19 protein-coding genes are annotated in these 18,516 nt (G+C 70.6%); 9 read left to right on the top strand and 10 right to left on the bottom strand.

The genetic code is table 11. From position 1 onward, the window contains the following. The first annotated feature begins 149 nt into the window (after positions 1-149). Both B9O00_RS29065 and B9O00_RS29060 read left to right on the top strand, forming a co-directional pair. Positions 150-1,961 (top strand): TRAP transporter permease, encoded by a 1,812-nt coding sequence (locus B9O00_RS29065; protein ID WP_085126397.1) that lies wholly within the window; start codon positions 150-152, stop codon positions 1,959-1,961. A 192-nt stretch (positions 1,962-2,153) separates the two neighbouring features. Beyond that, complete coding sequence (locus tag B9O00_RS29060) at positions 2,154-2,513, top strand: hypothetical protein (protein ID WP_085126395.1); 360 nt, start codon at positions 2,154-2,156, stop codon at positions 2,511-2,513. A gap of 160 nt (positions 2,514-2,673) precedes the next feature. Here B9O00_RS29060 and B9O00_RS29055 read toward each other — a convergent pair whose 3' ends face one another. Next, positions 2,674-3,357, bottom strand: coding sequence for a Fe2+-dependent dioxygenase (locus B9O00_RS29055; protein ID WP_159460365.1), 684 nt, complete (start codon positions 3,355-3,357; stop codon positions 2,674-2,676). Between the two features lie 187 nt (positions 3,358-3,544). Here B9O00_RS29055 and B9O00_RS29050 point away from each other — a divergent pair, with 187 nt between their 5' ends. Together B9O00_RS29050 and B9O00_RS29045 are read left to right on the top strand one after the other, a co-directional pair. Then, a complete protein-coding gene (locus B9O00_RS29050) occupies positions 3,545-4,015 on the top strand; it encodes a hypothetical protein (protein WP_085126391.1) in 471 nt (156 codons plus the stop codon). 120 nt (positions 4,016-4,135) lie between these two features. Continuing rightward, positions 4,136-5,404: an EAL domain-containing protein gene (locus B9O00_RS29045; RefSeq protein ID WP_085126389.1), complete on the top strand. Its 1,269-nt coding sequence runs from the start codon at positions 4,136-4,138 to the stop codon at positions 5,402-5,404. 70 nt (positions 5,405-5,474) lie between these two features. Here the strand turns inward: B9O00_RS29045 and B9O00_RS29040 are convergent, their stop codons facing one another. The 3 genes from B9O00_RS29040 to B9O00_RS29030 are packed head-to-tail and all read right to left on the bottom strand — an operon-like array spanning position 5,475 to position 7,073. Further along, positions 5,475-5,804: a hypothetical protein gene (locus B9O00_RS29040; protein WP_218822968.1), complete on the bottom strand. Its 330-nt coding sequence runs from the start codon at positions 5,802-5,804 to the stop codon at positions 5,475-5,477. Then, complete coding sequence (locus tag B9O00_RS29035; RefSeq protein ID WP_085126387.1) at positions 5,788-6,630, bottom strand: competence/damage-inducible protein A; 843 nt, start codon at positions 6,628-6,630, stop codon at positions 5,788-5,790. The genes B9O00_RS29040 and B9O00_RS29035 overlap by 17 nt, the downstream gene beginning before the upstream one ends. Further along, complete coding sequence (locus B9O00_RS29030; protein ID WP_085126385.1) at positions 6,627-7,073, bottom strand: hypothetical protein; 447 nt, start codon at positions 7,071-7,073, stop codon at positions 6,627-6,629. Before B9O00_RS29030 ends, B9O00_RS29035 begins: the two co-directional genes overlap by 4 nt. A 119-nt stretch (positions 7,074-7,192) precedes the next feature. On the opposite strand from B9O00_RS29030, the gene sfsA reads away from it, so the two are divergent. Beyond that, on the top strand, positions 7,193-7,891 hold the full coding sequence (gene sfsA / locus B9O00_RS29025) for a DNA/RNA nuclease SfsA (protein ID WP_085126418.1): 699 nt from the start codon (positions 7,193-7,195) through the stop codon (positions 7,889-7,891). A gap of 16 nt (positions 7,892-7,907) precedes the next feature. Here the strand turns inward: sfsA and B9O00_RS29020 are convergent, their stop codons facing one another. Further along, positions 7,908-8,756 carry a polyphosphate kinase 2 family protein gene (locus B9O00_RS29020; protein ID WP_085126383.1) on the bottom strand — a complete coding sequence of 283 codons (849 nt, stop codon included), beginning with the start codon at positions 8,754-8,756 and terminating at the stop codon, positions 7,908-7,910. A 194-nt stretch (positions 8,757-8,950) separates the two neighbouring features. On the opposite strand from B9O00_RS29020, the gene map reads away from it, so the two are divergent. Both map and radC read left to right on the top strand, forming a co-directional pair. After that, positions 8,951-9,772, top strand: coding sequence for a type I methionyl aminopeptidase (gene map / locus B9O00_RS33950; protein ID WP_235017224.1), 822 nt, complete (start codon positions 8,951-8,953; stop codon positions 9,770-9,772). Positions 9,773-9,789: 17 nt separating this feature from the next. Beyond that, positions 9,790-10,482, top strand: a complete 693-nt coding sequence (radC, locus tag B9O00_RS33945) for a RadC family protein (RefSeq protein WP_235017223.1) — start codon at positions 9,790-9,792, stop codon at positions 10,480-10,482. Positions 10,483-10,497: 15 nt separating this feature from the next. On the opposite strand, the gene B9O00_RS29010 is transcribed toward radC, so the two are convergent. The 5 genes from B9O00_RS29010 to B9O00_RS28990 form a co-directional block, all read right to left on the bottom strand. Next, positions 10,498-11,373 carry an isocitrate lyase/PEP mutase family protein gene (locus tag B9O00_RS29010; RefSeq protein WP_085126381.1) on the bottom strand — a complete coding sequence of 292 codons (876 nt, stop codon included), beginning with the start codon at positions 11,371-11,373 and terminating at the stop codon, positions 10,498-10,500. A 273-nt stretch (positions 11,374-11,646) separates the two neighbouring features. Next, on the bottom strand, positions 11,647-12,657 hold the full coding sequence (locus tag B9O00_RS29005) for a 5'-methylthioadenosine/S-adenosylhomocysteine nucleosidase family protein (protein ID WP_143598807.1): 1,011 nt from the start codon (positions 12,655-12,657) through the stop codon (positions 11,647-11,649). 112 nt (positions 12,658-12,769) lie between these two features. Further along, a complete protein-coding gene (locus B9O00_RS29000) occupies positions 12,770-13,099 on the bottom strand; it encodes a hypothetical protein (protein ID WP_143596389.1) in 330 nt (109 codons plus the stop codon). 372 nt (positions 13,100-13,471) lie between these two features. Further along, on the bottom strand, positions 13,472-15,037 hold the full coding sequence (locus tag B9O00_RS28995; RefSeq protein ID WP_143596388.1) for a sensor histidine kinase: 1,566 nt from the start codon (positions 15,035-15,037) through the stop codon (positions 13,472-13,474). Positions 15,038-15,051: 14 nt separating this feature from the next. Beyond that, complete coding sequence (locus B9O00_RS28990) at positions 15,052-15,888, bottom strand: substrate-binding periplasmic protein (RefSeq protein ID WP_085126372.1); 837 nt, start codon at positions 15,886-15,888, stop codon at positions 15,052-15,054. Positions 15,889-16,038: 150 nt separating this feature from the next. Between B9O00_RS28990 and B9O00_RS28985 the strand changes: the two genes are divergently transcribed. Next, on the top strand, positions 16,039-16,989 hold the full coding sequence (locus B9O00_RS28985) for a DMT family transporter (protein ID WP_085126370.1): 951 nt from the start codon (positions 16,039-16,041) through the stop codon (positions 16,987-16,989). Between the two features lie 58 nt (positions 16,990-17,047). After that, the gene (gene purB / locus B9O00_RS28980; RefSeq protein WP_085126368.1) at positions 17,048-18,352 is read left to right on the top strand and encodes an adenylosuccinate lyase; all 1,305 of its coding nucleotides are present in this window, start codon (positions 17,048-17,050) and stop codon (positions 18,350-18,352) included. Positions 18,353-18,516: the final 164 nt, after the last annotated feature.

Below are 18,516 nucleotides of genomic sequence, written 5' to 3'. Positions count from 1 at the left end.
ACCAACCTTCCGGACGAACCGTCGGGCTTCATCCTGAGCTTGTCGAAGGGTGAAGCCCGATCCGGCGCCGGCGGCTCCGCCGACGCGCTTCATGGTTCGACAGGCTCACCATGAAGCGACCCGTGGATCCGGCGAAACCGTCAGGCCTCATGAACAGCAAAGCGGCATCCGAAGGCACCCTGCGCTGGGCGGCCGGCCTGCTGGCCCTGGCCTGCGTCGTCTTCCATCTCTGGCTGGTGTTCAGCGGGCTGGTGCCGAACCTGGTCAGCCGGCCGGTGCACCTGGCGCTCGCCCTGCCCTGGGTGTTCCTGCTGGTGCCCTACCGCAGCGCCGCCGCGCGCTGGGCGAGCGGCCTGTTCTGCCTCGCCGGCATCGCCGCCTGCGCCTGGGTCGCGCTCGACCACGCGGCCCTGGAGGACCAGTACGGCAGCCTGGAGGGCTGGCGGCAGACCGCCGTCGCCGTCCTGCTGCTGGCGGTCGTGCTGGAGATGGCGCGGCGCGCCGTCAAGCTGGCCCTGCCGGTCGCCGCCCTGGTCGCGCTGGCCTACGGCCTGTTCGGGCAGTACCTGCCGGGCCGGCTCGGCCACCCGGGTTTTCCGCTGGACTCCTTCCTCGGCACCCTGACCATCGCCGAGGGCGGCATCTGGGGCCCCCTGACCGGCATCTCGGTCAACATCGTCGCGGTCTTCGTGATCTTCGGCGCGGCGGTCAGCGCCGGCCTCGGCGGCGAGGCCTTCATGTCGCTGGCGACGAAGCTGGCGGGGCGCCTGGAGGCCGGCGCCGCCAAGGTCTCGGTCCTGGCCTCGGCCCTGTTCGGCTCGATCTCCGGCTCGGCCTCGGCCAACGTCGCCTCGACCGGGGCGATCACCCTGCCGGCGATGAAGCGGCTCGGCTATCCGGCCGCCTTCGCCGCGGCGGTCGAGGCCACGGCCTCGACCGGCGGCCAGATCATGCCGCCGCTGATGGGCGCCGGCGCCTTCGTCATGGCCGAGCTGCTGCGCCTGCGCTACACGCAGATCGTCGAGGCCGCCTTCTTCCCGGCGATCCTGTTCTTCCTGTCGGTCTGGTTCGGCATCGCGCTCTTCGCCCGGCGCTACGGCCTCAAGCCGATGGCGGCCGAGGAGATCCCGGCCTGGCGGCGGGTTCGGTGGCTCGCCCCCTTCTTCCTGATCCCCTTCGCGATCCTGGTCTGGACGATGTTCGCGGCCGGCCGCACGCCGCAGTATGCGGCCGCCCTCTCGACCTTCGCGGCGGTCGCCCTGCTGGCCGTCGACGCGCGCTGGCGGCCGGCGCTGAGCGGCCTGCCCGTGCGGCTCCGCGACGCCGCGATCGAGGCGGCGCGCCAGATCGCGGTCATCGCCTCGATCATCATCTGCGCCGGCATCGTCATCGGCGTGCTCAACCAGACCGGGCTCGGCGTCAAGATCACCTCGGCGATCCTGACGCTCTCGGGCGGCTCGCTCTACCCGGCCCTGGTGCTGACCGCGCTCGCCTGCCTGATCCTCGGCATGGAGGTGCCGACCACGGCGGCCTACGTGATCTGCGTCTCGGTCGCCGGCCCGGCCCTGCAGAAGCTCGGGCTGCCGCCCCTGCAGGCGCATCTCTTCGTGTTCTGGTACGCCCTGCTCTCGACCATCACGCCGCCGGTCTGCGGCACGGTCTTCATCGCCGCCGGCATGGCCGAGGCGCCCTGGCTGCGGGTCGCGGGGCAGGCCATGCGGCTCGGCCTGGGCCTCTACGTCGTGCCGCTCGCCTTCGTCGCCAGCCCGAGCCTGATCGACCCGCTCGGCCGGCCCTTCTGGGCGACGCTCGCCTTCCTCAAGACCGCCCTCGGCCTCTGGCTGCTGGCCCGCGCCCTGGTGCGCCGCGACGATCCCTGGTGGCTGCGCCTGCTGAGCGCCGCGGTCGGGCTCGCCATCGCCTTCCTGCCGACGCGGGGCCTGCTCGGCCTGGCCTTCTGAGATCTCGGGCCACGCTTCCGGCGGCTTCGCCCCGGGGCCATCGACCGCCGTGCTCGGGGATGCCGTCGTCGAGCGGGAGGCGCTCGGACCGAACACCCGGGCGACCGGCGACCGGACTCCTGATGCGACGCAGCCGGGCAGGAGTCACCTTGTTCTCGTTCTGTCCAACAGCTCGGGAAAGGAGACATCACCATGTCCTGCACCGGTACCGTTGCCCTTCAGGCGGTTCCCGTCCTCGGTTCCAGCCAGGCGTCCGGAACGGGCACCAACCAGGAGGTCACGCTCGTCACCGCCGAGGAGAACACGGCCGGCGTCCTGGTCGTGCTCGCCAACGTCTACGCGGAGGCCACCCCCACCGATCCCCACGTCAGCGCGACGTTCCGTACGACGGACCAGCACCTGCTGCAGGCCTTCGCCCAGGGGACGGAGACCAGCACCAGCAGCGCGTCGACCAGCGGCGGCCCCTTCATCGTCCCGGCCGGCAAGAAGCTCATCGTCAGCGGCACCACCGAGCGCTGCGGCTACAACATCAACTACGAGATCCTGAGCTGACCGCCCGGCCGATCTGACGCGAGGCTCCGGGCCGGCGGCATCGCTGCCGGCCCGGTTGCCTGGTGGGCGGAAGAACGCGTGCGGGAGCGCGCCATAGGGTTCCGTCCCGGCCTCGAAGGAAGCCGGCTTCGCGACGGTCGCAGGCGTCGGCAGGCGCCCCCTACGGCTCGCCCCACATCTGCATCAGGTTGCTGTAGACCTTCTGCAGGCGGATCGCCTGGGGATGCTCCAGGCCCTCCTTGGTCGCCTTCATGAAGAAGTCGAGCGACTGGGAGAGGTCGATCAGCACCTGGCGATGGGCGGCGGCGCGCACGGTCGACTGGATCCAGCAGAGCGCGACCCGGCGCTCGCCGGCCGTGACCGGGTTGACCCGGTGCAGCACCGTCGTCGGGTAGAGCGCGGCCGCGCCGGCCTGGAGCTTGATGGGCTGCGGCCGCATGTCGGTGTCGAGCACCAGCTCGCCGCCCTGGTAGCTGTCGGGCTCGTTCAGGAACACGGTCATCGAGAGATCGGCGCGGAAGCGGTGCGGCGGGCCGCTCATCATGACGTTGTCGCTATGGTCGCCGTAGAACTCGCCGGGCCCGTAGCTGGAGAACAGGAAGGGACCGATCAGCGAGGGCAGCGCGATCAGCTGGAAGTCGTTGCTGCGCGTCACGGCGGCCCGCACGATGGCGTCGATCTGCTCGCGCTCCGCCGAGCGCGCGACGACCTCGCGGTTGCGCTTGCGCTGCTTGATCGCCATGCCGACGGTCTGGCGGCCGTCGACGAAGGAGGCCGCGTCGAGCAGGCCGCGGATGCGGGCCAGCTCCTCGTCGCTGAGCAGCTTGGGCAGGCAGAACAGCATGGTCGTGGGCTTCCTCGAGGCCGGACGTGCCGCCTGCCTTAGCGCCGACGGCGCGAATAGGCCAGGACGATTCTCAGGCTGACGCGTCCCGACCGGCCTCGTGGTACTATCGAGGGGCGAGCGGCCGGACGCGAAGGCGCAGCGCAGACACCCCCACCGGCCGCGGTGAGGAGGACCGTCCACGACCATGCAGATCGTTCTCGAAGCCGGCGACTTCCGACGCCTTTCGGCGACCGCCCAGCAGGAGCTGCTCGCGCTGTTCGGCGGCGGCGCCGGCGCCCCCGCGCCAGACAGCGAACTGCGCTGGCGCGCACCCTATCCGCTGACCCACGAGCAGGCCGCGCGCCTGGTCCGCAGCCTGCCCGGCAACGCGCAGCGACGCCTCGCGCTGTTCGCCAACCGCAACGGCCGGGTCAAGATGAAGGAGCTGATGGCGGTCGACGAGTCCAAGGACCTGCGCACCACCACCCGCTTCGTGCGCGACATGGCGACCCGGCTGCGGCGCATGGTCGACGATCCCGAGAAGAAGGCCCAGCTGATCCAGTGGGACTTCGACGCGACGCGCTGGGACAAGACCCAGCAGACCATCGTCGACGGCGTCTACTACGTCGCGCCGGAGACCGCCCAGGCCCTGCGCGAGGCCTTCGATCAGTCCTGAGCGGCCGGCGCGGACGCCTGCAGGTCCGCGGCATTGCGGTTAAATGCTTCTTAATCGCTGGCCCCCTAGCTTCAGCGACGTTTGCCAACGCATTTCGCCGAGGAGGGAGTCGGCCGAGGCATGGACATCGCCGCCCGCTATGGACTGCAGCAGAACCGGCAGGCGACGCTGCTGCTGGAGAGCGTGCAACGCTTGGCCAAGCGCCGGCACGGCCGTCTCGCCGTGCATCTGCGGCTGTCGCAGCTGGTCTCCGATTCGACGCCGCCGCAGCACATGCGCATCGCCGTCTCGGTCTTCGAGACCGGCATCCAGGGCCTGCAGGGCGAGCTCTTCGTGCTCGACAACTTCGACGTCGTGTTCATCGGCCTCGCGCGCGAGGCGACGGCCCTGCAGAAGGCCGTCGAGAAGGTCGATTTCCTGCTCCAGGGCGATCCCCTGGCCGACAGCATGCGCAAGGCCAACGGCCTGGCGCGCTGGTTCGACCTCGGCCTCGACTACGAGGAGTTCCTGAGCTACGCCCGCCAGCTGGCGGTCGAGGAGGAGCAGCGCCGGCTCAGCCGGGCCAGCATCGAGGCCCAGAGCACGCGCCGCCAGCCGCGCCAGGAGCTCGACCTCAGCGGCCTCGCCCAGCTGGAGCGCGCGCTCAACTCGGCGGACATCTCCTCGCTGGTCCGCCAGCAGGCGGTCTGCGCCATCGGCAAGAACATGCGGCCGAGCCGCGTGCTGACCGAGTTCTTCACCTCGATCCGCGAGGTCGAGAAGGTGCTGTCGCCGGACACGGACCTGGCCCAGAACCGCCTGCTGTTCCAGTATCTGACCCAGATCCTGGACAAGCGCATGCTGGCCTATCTGCGCCATGCCGGCGACCGCCGCTTCGGCCGCTACATCTCGCTCAACCTCAACGTCGCCTCGCTGCTCAGCCCGTCGTTCCTGTCGTTCGACGCGGACCTGCCGGTCGGCGTGCGCGGCAAGATCATCATCGAGCTGCAGCAGCCCGACGTCTATGCCGACCTGCGCGCCTACAGCTTCGCGCGCGACCTGGCGCGCCAGCAGGGCTACCGCCTGTGCCTCGACGGCGTGACCCGCCACAGCCTGCCGCTGATCGACCGCGCCCACCTGGACATGGAGTTCGTCAAGCTGGTCTGGAACGACGAGCTGCGCGGCGCCGTGGAAGGCAAGGGCCGCGCCGAGATCCGGGCCGCGGTCGAGCGGGTCGGCCTGCAGCACCTGATCCTGCACCGCTGCGAGACCGAGGAGGTCGTGCGCCAGGGCCAGGAGCTCGGTATCCAGCTGTTCCAGGGCCACTACATCGACGCGCTGCTGCCGCTCGAGGAGCAGAGGGCGGGCCGCTCGGCACTCGACGAGCCGCAGAGCAGCCGGAAGGCCTGACCCGCGCAGCGGGGCCGTGGCCGCTGCGGGATGCGTGGCTGCGGGGTGCGTGGCTGCGGGGCGCAGCGGGTCAGGCGCGCGGATCGCGCTCCAGGCCCATCACGCCGATGCCCATGGCGACCGAGCCGAAGGTCACGGCCAGGCCGAACAGCAGCAGCCCGCCCGCCAGCCAGCCCTCGGCGTCGCCGAGCAGCAGGCCGCGCAGCCCGAACAGGTCGAAGGCCAGCAGCGCGGCGCAGAACAGCACGGCGGCAAGCAGCCCGACGACCAGGTGGCCACCGAGGTAGAGCAGCAGCTGCGCGCCGCTCTCGGGCCGGCCGGCGCCCTGCCTGCGAATCCCGGGCCTGCGAATCCCGGCCCTGCGAAGCCGGGCCTTCCAGATCTCAGACGGTTTCGCCATCGGCTTCCGCCCCGGCGCCCGCCCCACCGGGCGCGGTCGGCTCCGGCAGCCGCTCGGCCCGGAGCTCCTGCAGCAGCAGCTGCAGCTCCGCCTCGGCCTGGTCGAGCAGGGCCGGATCGGTCGCGCGCAGCACCAGGGAGGTGCCGAAGCGGCCGCCGCGCTGGAAGGGGTAGCTGCCCATCTCGACCTTCGAGAAGCGGGCCTGCAGCGCGGTCAGGCCCGGCGCGATCACCGATTCCGGCACCGCCACCGGGAAGCTGCGCGACAGCAGCGGCCGGCCGCCGACCAGCTCGTGGGCCAGGCTGTCGAACTGCGCCTGCATGATGCGCGGGATGCCGGCCAGCACATAGACGTTCTCGATCTTCAGCCCCGGCGCGATCGACACCGGGTTGTCGACCAGAGAGGCGCCCTCGGGCGCGCGCGCCATGCGCATCCGCGCCTCGTTGATGTCGGCGCCGTAGTGCGCCTCGAGCAGGCGCCGCGCGTCGGGGTGCACCACGACCGGCCGGCCGAAGGCGGCGGCGACGCAGTCGACCGTGATGTCGTCGTGGGTCGGCCCGATGCCGCCGGTCGTGAAGACGTAGTCGTAGCGCGCGCGCAGCGTGTTGACCGCCTCGACGATCGCCGCCTCCAGGTCGGCGACGACCCGGCCCTCCATCAGCCGCACGCCGAGCGCGTTCAGCCGCTCGCCGAGGAAGGCCAGGTTGGCGTCCTTGGTCCGCCCGGACAGGATCTCGTTGCCGATGATCACCACGCCGGCGGTCACGGTGCGCTCGCCGGCGCCCTCTCCAGCCGCCCCCGGCGCCCCGGCCTCGGCCGCGGTCATTGCTTGCCGTAGCCCTTGGCGGCCATGCAGGAGGCGTAGGCCCGGTCGAAGGTCGAGCCCTCGCCGACCCTGGACAGCTGCGACGAGATGGCGCCGACGTCCGAGCCCAGGCTGCCGAAGCCGAACGAGCTGCCGCGGTCGCGCTCGATGCGCCGGTCGTGCTCGACCGTCGCCTTGGCGTAGCGATAGCAGTCGGCGACGTCCTCCTCGCTCGGCTGGCCCGGCTTGGCCGGCGCAGCCTGCCCAGTGTCCGGGGCCGGTGCTGCGGCAGGGGCGGTGCCGCTGCCCGCCGGTTCGGCGGCGCCGGGCGGCGGCGCCACCTTCGCGGGTGCGGAGGGCGGCGGCACGGCAGTGCCGGCCGGGCGGGTCGGACCGCGTTCGGCGCAGGCCGTCAGGCCGGCGACGAGCAGGATCGCGAGGAGCGGGGTAAGGACAGCGCGCATGACTGATAACCTGTAACGCCCGCGCCGCTTGGACAAGCGCGGATTTGTGACGCTCGTCCCGCGGCAGGCGCTCGGCTGTGGCCTTGCAGGCCCGGCACGGCCGTGCCAACAAGCCGGCGATGCTCTTCGCCGAACCCCTGGTGGCAGCCCTCCTGCTGCGCCGCTACAAGCGCTTCCTCGCCGACGTCGTGCTGGCCGACGGCACGGAGCTCACCGCGCACTGCCCGAATCCGGGCGCCATGCTCGGACTGCGCGAGCCCGGCTCCCGCGTCTGGCTGGCGCCGGCGCGGCCCGGCAACAAGCTCGCCTTCTCCTGGGAGCTGGTCGAGGCCGACGGCACGCTGGTCGGCATCAACACCGGCCGGCCGAACCGCCTGGCCGAGGAGGCGATCGCCGGCGGCCTGATCCCGGCCCTCGCCGGCTATTCGAGCCTGCGCCGCGAGGTCCGCTACGGCCGCAACAGCCGGATCGACCTGCTGCTCGAGGAGGCGGGCCGGCCGCCCTGCTACATCGAGATCAAGAACGTCCACCTGCGCCGCGAGGCCGGCCTGGCCGAGTTCCCGGACTGCGTCACGGCACGCGGCGCCAAGCATCTGGTCGAGCTGGCCGAAGCGGTCGAGGCCGGCGCCCGCGCGGTCATGCTCTACGTCGTGCAGCGCGGCGACTGCGAGCGCCTCCGACTCGCCGCCGACCTCGACCCCGGCTACGCCCGCGCCTTCGCCGAGGCCCGGGCCCGCGGCGTCGAGGCGCTGTGCTGGGCCTGCGAGGTCTCGACCGACGGCATCGCCCTGGTCCGCCCGCTCGCCCTCGAGTCGTGAGCCGCGGCGTGGGCGGCTAGCCGCGGGCCTTCTTCTGCTTCGCCGCCGCCTTGTGGTAGCGGCGGCGGATGTCAGCGAGATCGACGGCGGTCGGCGGCAGCTTCAGGTCGAGCTCCTCCATGGTCTTCGTCAGGATCTGCGAGATCGCCAGGTTGCGGAACCACTTGTGGTTCGCCGGGACGACGTACCAGGGCGCCCAGTCGCTGCTGGTGCGGGCCAGCGCCTCCTCGTAGGCCTCGAGGTACTGCGGCCAGCGCTCGCGCTCCGTGTAATCGCTCTCGCTGATCTTCCAGCGGCGCGTCGGGTCGTCGAGCCGCTGCTTGAAGCGGCGCAGCTGCTCCTCGGGGCTGATGTGCAGATAGAACTTCAGCACGCGCGTGCCGTTCCGGGTCAGCATTCGCTCGAAGTCGTTGATCAGCTCGTAGCGCTGCGACCAGACGGCCTCGGGGACCAGGTCGTGGACGCGCACGACCAGGACGTCCTCGTAGTGCGAGCGGTTGAAGATCACCACCTCGCCGCGCCCCGGTGCCCGCCGGTGGGCGCGCCACAGGAAGTCGTGGGCCAGTTCCTCCGGGCTCGGCTGCTTGAAGCAGGCGACCGAGACGCCCTGCGGGTTCATGCCGCTGAACAGGTGGCGGACCGTGCCGTCCTTGCCGGCCGCGTCGAGGCCCTGCAGGACGACCAGCAGCGACTGCCTGCCATCGGCGTAGAGCAGGTACTGCAGCGCGTCCATGCGCTCGACGTGCCGGCGGATCTCGGGCTTCGCCTTGTCGTGCGACCTGTGCCCGCCGGTGAAGCCGGGGTCGATGTCGGCGAGGCGGACGCCGATGCCCGGCCTGACGACGAAGTCCCTGCGATAGTCCATCGGCTCCCTCCTGCCGGCCACTGCGCGGCGGCCATGATCGCCCGGCGGCGCGCCGCGCGACAGGCGGCATGGCGTCCCGTCCTGCCATCCAGGCTTGAAGACGCGGCCAGCCGTGGCAAACTAGACAGATCACATGGGCCGCCGAGCGTCACCTGCGCCGGTGGCTGGCGTCGTTTCTTTCGGAAAGAAGTGCCATGCAGGATCAAGCCGCCGCCCTCCAGGAGTCCCGGCGGATCACGCTTCACACGGCCGACGAGTTCGAGGCCATGCGCCGTGCCGGCCGCCTCGCCGCCGAGGTGCTGGACTTCATCACGCCGCACGTCGAGCCGGGCGTGACCACCGAGGCCCTCGACCGGCTGTGCCACGACTACATCGTCGAGCACGGCGCGGTGCCGGCGCCGCTCGGCTACCGGGGCTTCCCGAAGTCGATCTGCACCTCGGTCAACCACGTCGTCTGCCACGGCATTCCCAGCGAGTCGAAGCGCCTCGCCAACGGCGACATCCTGAACATCGACATCACGGTGATCCTCGACGGCTGGCACGGCGACACGAGCCGCATGTTCTTCGTCGGCGACCGGGTACCGGTGAAGGCCAAGCGCCTCGTCGACGTGACCTTCGAGGCGATGTGGCGCGGCATCGAGATGGTCAGGCCGGGCGCCACGCTCGGCGACGTCGGCCACGCCATCCAGTCCTTCGTCGAGAAGCAGCGCTTCTCGGTCGTGCGCGATTTCTGCGGCCACGGCCTGGGCCGCGTCTTCCACGACGCGCCCAGCGTGCTGCACTACGGCAAGCCCGGCACCGGCGTGGTCCTGCGCGAGGGCATGTTCTTCACCATCGAGCCGATGGTGAACAGCGGCACCTGGCAGGTGAAGCTGCTCGACGACGGCTGGACGGCGGTGACCCGCGACCGCCAGCTCTCGGCGCAGTTCGAGCACTCGATCGGCGTCACCGCCGAGGGTTACGAGGTCTTCACGGCTTCGCCCAAGGGCTGGGACCGCCCGCCCTACCCGGCCTGAGCCGCCCGGCCCGTCCCGTGGGCGAGGCCGAGACCAAGCCCGACTATCTGAAGCACCGCAGCCGGGTGCGCGACCGCCTGCTGAACGGCGGCGCGGAGACGCTGGCCGACTACGAGATCCTGGAGCTGCTGCTCGCCGCCGGGAATCCGCGCGGCGACACCAAGCCCCTGGCCAAGGAGCTGCTGCGGCAGTTTGACAACGACCTGGCGGCCGTGCTGACCGCCCCGCCCGACCGCCTGCGCGCGATCAAGGGCCTGGGCGAGGCCGGCATCGGCGCGCTGCGCATCGTCTCGGTCGCCGCGGCGCGTCTCGCCCACGCGCAGGCGCGCGAGCAGCCGGTCATCGGCTCCTGGGACCGGCTGCTCGACTACCTGACGATCCGCCTCGCCCACGAGCCGGTCGAGTGCTTCCACGTGCTGTTCCTCGACCGCAAGAACAAGCTGATCGCCGACGAGCGCCAGCAGCGCGGCACGGTCGACCACACCCCGGTCTACCCGCGCGAGGTCGTCAAGCGCGCCCTCGAGCTCAACGCCTCGGCGCTGATCCTGGTGCACAACCACCCGAGCGGCGACCCGACGCCGAGCCGCGCCGACATCGAGATGACCCGCGAGCTGGCCGAGGCGGCGGCCAAGCTCGGCATCGTGCTCCACGACCACGTCGTGATCGCCCGCGGCGGCCATGCGAGCTTCCGGGCCAAGGGGCTGATCTGAGTCCGGCTCTCGGCGTCAGCCCATGCGCCGGACCGACGAGCGGTAGGCGGCCGAGGTCGCGTAGTAGTCCTCGAAGCCGATGCGCCGCCTGAGCTCGGCGAAGTCCATCAGCCGCTCCGGGCCGACCGGCCCCTGCTTCAGGGCCGCCAGCGCCTCGACCATCGCCTGCATCGCGGCGGCCATCAGGGTCAGCGGATAGGCGGCGATGCGGTAGCCGATCCCGGCGAGGACCTCGTGGGGCAGGGTCGGCGTCTCGCCACCCTCGAGCAGGTTCGCCATCTTGGGGCCGGGCAGCGCGGCGCAGATCTCGCGCATCTCGGCCTCGCTCTTCGGCGCCTCGACGAACAGGATGTCGGCGCCCAGCTCGTGGAAGCGGGCCGCGCGCTCGATGGCCTCCGACAGGCCGTGCTCATGGCGCGCGTCGGTGCGGGCCAGGATCAGGATGTCGTCCTCGGCGCGGGCGTCGACCGCCGCTCTGATCCGGTCGAAGGCCTCGTCGCGCCCCACGACTTCCTTGCCCGGCGTGTGGCCGCAGCGCTTGGGCGCCAGCTGGTCCTCGATCATCACCGCCGCGCAGCCGGCACGCGCGAAGCCGCGCACCGTGCGGCGCACGTTCATGGCGTTGCCGTAGCCGGTGTCGCCGTCGCCGATCACCGGGATGTCCACGGCCTCGCAGATCGCCCGCGCCTGGTCGACGACCTCGCCGTAGCTCATCAGGCCGAGGTCCGGCGCGCCGATCCGCGAGGCCGAGGCGGCGAAGCCCGACATGAAGGTCAGCGGGAAGCCTGCCTGCGCGATCAGCTTGGCCGAGAGCGCGTCGAAGCAGCAGGGCATGACGAGCAGCTCGTCCCCGGCCAGCAGCCGGCGCAGCTCGTCCGCTTTCTGATTCATGGGTCGGGACTCGCGGCTCGAGAGGACCGCGGCGGCTCTGCCGTCACCACCGCAGGTGAAAGGCAGGCAGAGTGGCCGCCGGACCATCCGAAATCAACGAGCTTTCCGAATCCGGCAGCGCCGTTCGCAGCACGCCCGCGAGATGCGCCCAGCTAGAGCCTGATCCGATCGCATCGCCGCGATGCGATCGGTGAATCAGTCTCTAATCAGATGATTCTAGAGGGCGATTCACCGATCAGGTCAATTCGACCTGATCGGATCGCGCTCTAGATCTCACCGCCGAAAATCGTCCGGCGAAAGCCTCTTCAGAAAATCAATCACCGCCTGTGCCGCATTGAACATCGCGACCTCACGCCATTCCTGCGGCTCGCTGCCCTTGTCGTGACAAAGGTCGGTGATGCCCCTGAAGACGAAGCCGACCGTATCGCTCTCGATCACCTGTCGTGCGGCTCGAGCCCTCCGAGTGACCTCCTCGTTTCGGCGCGCGACCGCAGCTGCGAACCCCGCACCTTCCATCTCGATCGCCTTGCCACCGTAGGGATCGTGGAAGATCGCATCGCGGACTTCCGAGTCACTCAGCACATACTCCCAGGAAACGATGTCGCCACAATGGAGACGATTGCTGTAGGGCTCGTCGGCCTGCAGCTCGCTGCGAAGCGCCAGCAGCCTCCGATCGATGTTCGACCGGAGCAGGTCCTGATGATCGTCCACGAAGCGAGCCAGACGACGATCCCAGAACTTGTCCTGCTTGCCTTCGGCCCGTATATCCTTTCGGAAGAAATGATCGCCCAGCGAAAGATACTTGGCCGGCCCCTCTTCCTCGACCTTCGCGGCCTCCCGAGTGAGTTTGTTCAGGTTCCACCAGTTGATTTGTCTCGCGACGACGACATCGCCCAGCCGGATCCTGTCCGGGCAGAGAGATCCGGCAATGCCGCAGAGGAAGATGAACTTCGGGGAGATGCGCTCGAGGAACAGCAGCGTCTCCATGGCGCTGCGCGCGTTGCCCATGCCGTTGATAAAGGCCGTGGCGACCTCGAAACTGAGCTTCGGGCCGACCTTGAGGTGCCATCGCTCGATCTCGAGCAGTCTGTCGGTCTCTGTTTCCGGCTCCCTCTGAAGCCCCGCCTGGGGCAGGAGATCGCAGATCCGCCTGTGCTCGGGATCGATGATGACAGAGAGGATGAGAACGGGGACACGGAGTGCAGGCCGCCCGGGCTTCACCGCTCTCCTCACCCGGGTGGTCGTCGCTCTGTTCGGCACCGCCTCGATCCAGCCGATAGGCACAACTTCCAGATGATAGGGATCGGGGTCGACACCCGCAACCCCAACCTCCGCACACGGAACAGCACCGTCAGGTCAGCGCCAGCATGCCGTCACGAATCGACGGCTTCGGCTTTCATCCTGGCAGGCTAAGTCCGCAGGTCGGCGCCTCGCCGTAGTCCACCGTCAGCTGGATGGCGTGGCCTGGAAAGTTGAACAGCGTGACCGTAATGATGCGGTATTTCGCGACGAGGTCGTCGAAATCCGACTCCTGCATGACCCGCCGGACAACACCTTCGAGCGCCTCAGGCCTGCGGTCGGACGGTTCGAAGTCGGCTTCAAAACAGCCGTAGTAGGCGTCGGTGATCCGTAAAGCCTGACCAAACACCGGAAGCGCATCGTGATCGAAATCACGAACGAGATTGACCATGTCCCAGCTCGGCTCGTGGTCGAAGGTGACTCGCATGATCGGCCGATCCGTCGGCAGTCGAAGCCGGTGGTGCTCGATCGAATGCTCAACCGCGCTCAGGGCTCTGTCGAAATACGAGCTAGCCAACCGCCAAGCTCCCCGTCGACGTGATCCGATGCCTACCTACGACTTTACGGCACGGCAGACCGTAGGCTACAGGGCCAATCCTTCCCGACTCGCTAACGTTGCAGCGATCTGCATCGCGAGCCGTTCCCGCCACCGCCCGCCGAGACCAGACACCCGGCGACTGCCCCGGCACCGTCGCATGGGTTGTAGCCCACCTGCCTAGGTTGCGGCGCGACATGAGCTTACGACGGCAGTTAGCAGGCCGCAAGGGCAGTGCTCCTCGGACGCCGCTTCGCCCTCCGGTCACGCCCGGCGGATCACCGCGACCTTGGCGCCGCCGGCCGGCCGGCCCGGAAAGACCAGGCTGGCGCAGGTGCCGCGGCCGGGCGCGCTGTCGATCTCCAGCCGGCCGCCGTGCAGCTCGATCAGCGCCTTGACCAGCGGCAGGCCGAGGCCGGAACCCTCGCGGCGGTGGAGCGGGTCGTGGTCGGCCTGCTGGAACGGCAGCATCGCGGTCTCCAGCTGCTCGGCGGTCATGCCGACCCCCTCGTCGGTGACCGAGACCCGGACCGCATCGTCCTCGGCCGCGAAGCCGAGCCGGCAGGACCGGCCGGGGGGCGAGAACTTGCAGGCGTTGCTCAGCAGGTTGACCAGCATCTGGCGGGCCGCGCGGCTGTCGGCCAGCAGCGGCGGCAGGTCGCTCGGGATCTCGACCGTGATCGGCACGCCGTGCCGATCGGCCGTCGCCTGGGTCAGCGTCAGGCAGGCGTCGGCCAGCTCCCGCGCGTCGATCGGCTCGACCTTGAGCGCCAGGTGCCGGGCGTCGATCTTCGAGAGGTCGAGCAGATCGTTGATCAGGCCGAGCAGGTGCAGCCCGGCCTCGCGGATGTTGTCCGCCGGCTCGCCGTAGGTCGACTCGACGCCGGCCGCGCGTGCGCGCCGTTCGATCAGCTCCGCGAAGCCGATGATGGCGTTGAGCGGCGTGCGCAGCTCGTGGCTCATGTTGGCGAGGAAGCGGCTCTTCGCCTGATTCGCCGTCTCCGCCTCCATGCGCAGCGCGACGGCTCGGTCGCGCGCCGTCGTCAGCTCGCGGGTCCGCACCGCCACCTCGGCCTCGAGGCGCTCCCGGTGCCCGGCCACTTCGTCGAGCGCGATCCGTCGCTCGCGCACGGCGTCGGCGACGCGCCGGGCCATGGCGTTCAGCGTCTCCTCCAGGATCTTCAGCTCGTTGCGCTCGGTGACGCCGCTGTCGACCGGCTCGGCCACCACGCCGTGCTCGTCGATCCGGCGGACCGCCGCGGTCAGCCGGCCGAGCGGGCGGTCGAGCAGGCGGCGGCTGAAATAGAGGAACAGCCACCAGAGGACCACCGTCTTGACCACGGCGGTGCTCAGCAGCAGCAGGACTCCGGGCCAGATTCGCCGCCAGATCAGCCAGCGGCTGCGATAGACCTCCAGCTCGCCGACCTGGGTCTCGCCGACGTCGTGGCGGTAGACCAGCGGGAAGCGGTCGACGCTCAGCCAGTCGTCGACGTCGGTGTCCCCGGCCCGGGCCTCGACCTCGCCGGTGCTCGGCTCGACGACGCGCACGCCGGCGATGCCCGGCAGGCGCGCCATGCCCTGCACGGCCGCGACCAGCTCCTCGCGATCGAGCGACCACATGTAGTTGGCCAGCGGATCGTGGAAGGCGCTGCGGTAGATTTCGAGCTCGTTGGCCAGGTCCCGCGTCGCCCTCAGCCAGATCTCCGCGAGCAGCAGGCCGACGATCACGACGGCGACCAGGATGTAGCTGCCGAGCACCAGCAGGAACAGCCGGCGCGCCAACGGCGCGGCGGGTCTCTCGCTCTCGCCGGCTGCCTTGCGCGCTGGCATGCTGCCCCAGGTGCTCACTCGTAGGTCTCGACGATGGCCTTGAATTCGGGCGACGCGTTGACCGAGGCGATGGCGTCCCAGATCCGCTCGGCCAGCGCCGGCGCCGCATCCTGGAACTGGTGGCTGAAGGTCAGGAAATAGGGCTTGGTGCGCAGCGGCGGCTCCAGCTTCTCGATCTGGACGGCGATCTCGGGATGCCGCCGGATCTCCGGGTCGGCCATCGTCTGCAGCTCGGCGTCGGCGGCGATGCGTCCCTCGATCAGCTTGCGCAGGTTGATGATCGTCGAGCGCTCCTCCTCGACCTGGACGCCCAGGCGGCGCAGATCGTCGGCCACCGCATAGCTCGCCACCGCCCCGACCGGTCCGTCGAGCGCTTCGAAGGCCTTGCCGTCCCAGCGCAGCGGCGAGCCCTTCTTCACATAGAGGACGTAGCTCTGGCTGAAGATCTGCCGGGAGTCGTCGATCGAGCCGTCGGGCCGCCGCGGATAGGTCAGCAGCGGCTCGCGCTCGGCGACGTAGCTGGTGTGGAAGAGGCCGTCGGCGAAGCCGTGCTGGACCATGAACAGGCCGCGCTTCCAGGGCACGCGCTGGAAGACGAAGTCGACGTCGAGCCGCTTGCCGACCAGACGCAGCAGCTCGAGGGTCAGGCCCGGCTTGCTCCAGTCGACGGCCGTGCCGGTGCCCAGGGTCCGCGGCGGGTTGGGGTCGACCTCGTAGACCAGTCGGACCTGGGTCGGAGCGCCGGGATTCGATCCCTGGCCGAAGCCTTCGTCGGCCGCTGCCGACGTCGCCGCCGCGATCAGCCCCACCGAAAGAAACGCCAGGCCCGTCAGCGCCGCCCGTCGCAGCATGCGAACCCCCATATCCTCACTCTCCGCAAACGCTGAAGCCCGGTGCGCCATTGTAGTCAAAGGCCCGTTAAAAAGGCTTTGCATTCTCCGGACGGCAGGCGGCGCCGACCGCGCTTCCCCTCTTCGCCCTTTGCGCGTAGAGGGAAAGTCATGCAGGGATCCAGATTCGGCCTCGGCGCGCTGCTCTTCGTCGTCCTGGCCTGGGGCACGCCGGTGCCCTTCATGACGCTGCTGCTCGAGCGCTGGGATCCGATGCAGGTCGCCGTCTCCCGCTATCTCTTCGCGCTGCCGCTGCTGCTCCTGCTGCTGCTCTGGCGCGAGCCGCCGCTGCGCTGGACGGGCGCCCTGCGGCCGCAGGGCGTCGGCTGGCGCAGCCTCGCCGAGCTCGGCTTCGCCATGGCCGGCTTCTCCTGCTGCTTCGTGCTCGGCCTCGCCGCGACCGACCCGGTCACCGCCGCGATCCTGTCCGCCGCGGCGCCGATCATCGGCGCCCTGCTCGACCGCCTGCTCCACGGCCAGCGGCTGGCGCCCGGCCTGGGCCTGGCGATGATCCTGTCGGTGCCCGGCGCGGCGCTGGTCGGCATCGACTTCGGCCACCTCGACGACGGCCTGGCCTTCGGCGGCGGCGAACCCCTGATCCTGCTCGCCCTGCTGTTCTGGGCCTGGTACTCGATCGCCGTCGCCCGGCGCCTGGGCGGCGTCTCGCGGCTGCGAGCGACGACCCTGACGATCCTGCCGGCCGTGCTCTGGCTGCTCGCCGCCTATCTCGCGGCCGACGCCGCCGGCCTCGTCGCCCCCCTGCCGAGCGATCCGCCGCTGCTCGATCTCGCGCTGATGGTCTGGATCTCGGCCAGCGGCGTCACGCTCGGCGTCGTCGCCTGGCACCTGGGCGTCCAGCAGTTCGGCATCGTCGTCGCCTCGCTCTACCTCAACCTGATCCCGATCGCCGCGACCGTGACCGCCGCCCTGCTCGGCCTGCCGCCGCGCTGGGAACAGGTCGCCGGCGGCCTGCTGGTCGTCGCCGGGGTCGCCCAGGCGCAGCTGCGCAACCTGCGCCGGCGGCGGGCCGAGGCCGCGGCGGCGGACGCCGCCGCCCGTTGACAGCGCCGGTCCCGGCGGCGACAAGGGGCACCTCACGCACGTCGACGAGACCATCCGCATGATTCCGCGCTATTCCCGCCCGGAGATGGCCGCGCTCTGGGAGCCGGCCAGCCGTTTCCGGATCTGGTTCGAGATCGAGGCCCACGCGACCGACGCCCTGGCCGAGCTGGGCGTCGTGCCGAAGGCCGCGGCCGCGGCGGTCTGGGCGCGCGGCGACAAGCCCTACACGGCCGAGCGCATCGCCCGAATCGACGAGATCGAGCGCGAGACCAAGCACGACGTCATCGCCTTCCTGACCGAGCTCGCCGAGCAGGTCGGCGAGGAGGCGCGCTTCGTGCACCAGGGCATGACCTCCTCCGACGTGCTCGACACCTGCCTCGCCGTGCAGCTGACCCGGGCCGCCGACCTTCTGCTCGCCGACCTCGACCGGCTGCTGGAGGCGCTGGAGAAGCGGGCGCGCGAGCACAAGGACACCGTCACCATCGGCCGCAGCCACGGCATCCACGCCGAGCCGACGACCTTCGGCCTGAAGCTGGCCGGCCACTGGGCCGCCTTCGCGCGCTGCCGGACGCGGCTGCAGACGGCGCGCGCCGAGGTCGCGACCTGCGCGATCTCCGGCGCCGTCGGCACCTTCGCCAACATCGACCCCCGGGTCGAGGCGCACGTCGCCGCCAAGCTCGGCCTTGCGCCCGAGCCGGTCTCGACCCAGGTCATCCCGCGCGACCGCCACGCCGCCTTCTTCGCCGCGCTCGGCGTCGTCGCCGGCTGCGTCGAGAACCTGGCGATCGAGATCCGCCACCTGCAGCGCACCGAGGTGCGCGAGGCCGAGGAGTTCTTCTCGCCGGGCCAGAAGGGCAGCTCGGCGATGCCGCACAAGCGCAACCCCGTGCTGACCGAGAACCTGACCGGCCTCGCCCGGATCGTGCGCTCGGCGGTCGTGCCGGCGCTCGAGGACGTGGCGCTGTGGCACGAGCGCGACATCTCGCACTCCTCGGTCGAGCGCATGATCGGGCCGGACGCGACGGTGACCCTCGACTTCGCCCTGGCGCGCCTCGCCGGTGTCGTCGAGAAGCTGCTGGTCTATCCCGAGGCGATGCAGCGCAACCTCGACCGCCTGGGCGGCCTGGTGCACTCCCAGCGCGTGCTGCTGGCCCTGACCCAGGCCGGCGTCAGCCGCGAGCAGGCCTACCGCCTGGTCCAGCGCAACGCCATGAAGGTCTGGGAGCAAGGCGCCGACTTCCTGACCGAGCTCAAGGCCGATCCCGAGGTGACGCTGGGTGACGAGGAGCTCGAGAAGGTCTTCGACCTCGGCTACCACACCAAGCGGGTCGACGAGATCCTGAAGCGGGTGTTCGGGCGCTGAGCCGGCCGCTCAGCGGCAGGCGGGCGGGCCGCCCGGCGGACCGTCGAGCGGCGCGGCGCTGCAGCGAACTTCGGCCGGACAAGCGGCCCCGCGCAGCGGGGGCGCCGTCACGGTTCATTCACAGTTAAGCGCCTTTTAGGAAATTGGGGCACTAACTCGGTGGC

This window comes from Tistlia consotensis USBA 355, assembly GCF_900177295.1.
Classification (GTDB): domain Bacteria; phylum Pseudomonadota; class Alphaproteobacteria; order Kiloniellales; family DSM-21159; genus Tistlia; species Tistlia consotensis.
Note: the sequence above shows the minus strand (reverse complement) of the source record. Positions and strands in the feature narration are given on the sequence as shown.

What these genes read in the sequence shown, in the direction of transcription:
- B9O00_RS29030 (WP_085126385.1), bottom strand. Translation starts at nt 7,073, where the DNA reads ATGCGCGCTGTCCTTACCCCGCTCCTCGCGATCCTGCTCGTCGCCGGC.
- B9O00_RS28985 (WP_085126370.1), top strand. Translation starts at nt 16,039, where the DNA reads ATGCAGGGATCCAGATTCGGCCTCGGCGCGCTGCTCTTCGTCGTCCTG.
- B9O00_RS28990 (WP_085126372.1), bottom strand. Translation starts at nt 15,888, where the DNA reads ATGCTGCGACGGGCGGCGCTGACGGGCCTGGCGTTTCTTTCGGTGGGG.
- B9O00_RS29050 (WP_085126391.1), top strand. Translation starts at nt 3,545, where the DNA reads ATGCAGATCGTTCTCGAAGCCGGCGACTTCCGACGCCTTTCGGCGACC.
- B9O00_RS28995 (WP_143596388.1), bottom strand. Translation starts at nt 15,037, where the DNA reads ATGCCAGCGCGCAAGGCAGCCGGCGAGAGCGAGAGACCCGCCGCGCCG.
- map (WP_235017224.1), top strand. Translation starts at nt 8,951, where the DNA reads ATGCAGGATCAAGCCGCCGCCCTCCAGGAGTCCCGGCGGATCACGCTT.
- B9O00_RS29040 (WP_218822968.1), bottom strand. Translation starts at nt 5,804, where the DNA reads ATGGCGAAACCGTCTGAGATCTGGAAGGCCCGGCTTCGCAGGGCCGGG.
- B9O00_RS29060 (WP_085126395.1), top strand. Translation starts at nt 2,154, where the DNA reads ATGTCCTGCACCGGTACCGTTGCCCTTCAGGCGGTTCCCGTCCTCGGT.
- B9O00_RS29065 (WP_085126397.1), top strand. Translation starts at nt 150, where the DNA reads ATGAACAGCAAAGCGGCATCCGAAGGCACCCTGCGCTGGGCGGCCGGC.
- B9O00_RS29045 (WP_085126389.1), top strand. Translation starts at nt 4,136, where the DNA reads ATGGACATCGCCGCCCGCTATGGACTGCAGCAGAACCGGCAGGCGACG.
- B9O00_RS29000 (WP_143596389.1), bottom strand. Translation starts at nt 13,099, where the DNA reads ATGCGAGTCACCTTCGACCACGAGCCGAGCTGGGACATGGTCAATCTC.
- B9O00_RS29035 (WP_085126387.1), bottom strand. Translation starts at nt 6,630, where the DNA reads ATGACCGCGGCCGAGGCCGGGGCGCCGGGGGCGGCTGGAGAGGGCGCC.
- B9O00_RS29020 (WP_085126383.1), bottom strand. Translation starts at nt 8,756, where the DNA reads ATGGACTATCGCAGGGACTTCGTCGTCAGGCCGGGCATCGGCGTCCGC.
- B9O00_RS29055 (WP_159460365.1), bottom strand. Translation starts at nt 3,357, where the DNA reads ATGCTGTTCTGCCTGCCCAAGCTGCTCAGCGACGAGGAGCTGGCCCGC.
- B9O00_RS29010 (WP_085126381.1), bottom strand. Translation starts at nt 11,373, where the DNA reads ATGAATCAGAAAGCGGACGAGCTGCGCCGGCTGCTGGCCGGGGACGAG.
- purB (WP_085126368.1), top strand. Translation starts at nt 17,048, where the DNA reads ATGATTCCGCGCTATTCCCGCCCGGAGATGGCCGCGCTCTGGGAGCCG.
- sfsA (WP_085126418.1), top strand. Translation starts at nt 7,193, where the DNA reads ATGCTCTTCGCCGAACCCCTGGTGGCAGCCCTCCTGCTGCGCCGCTAC.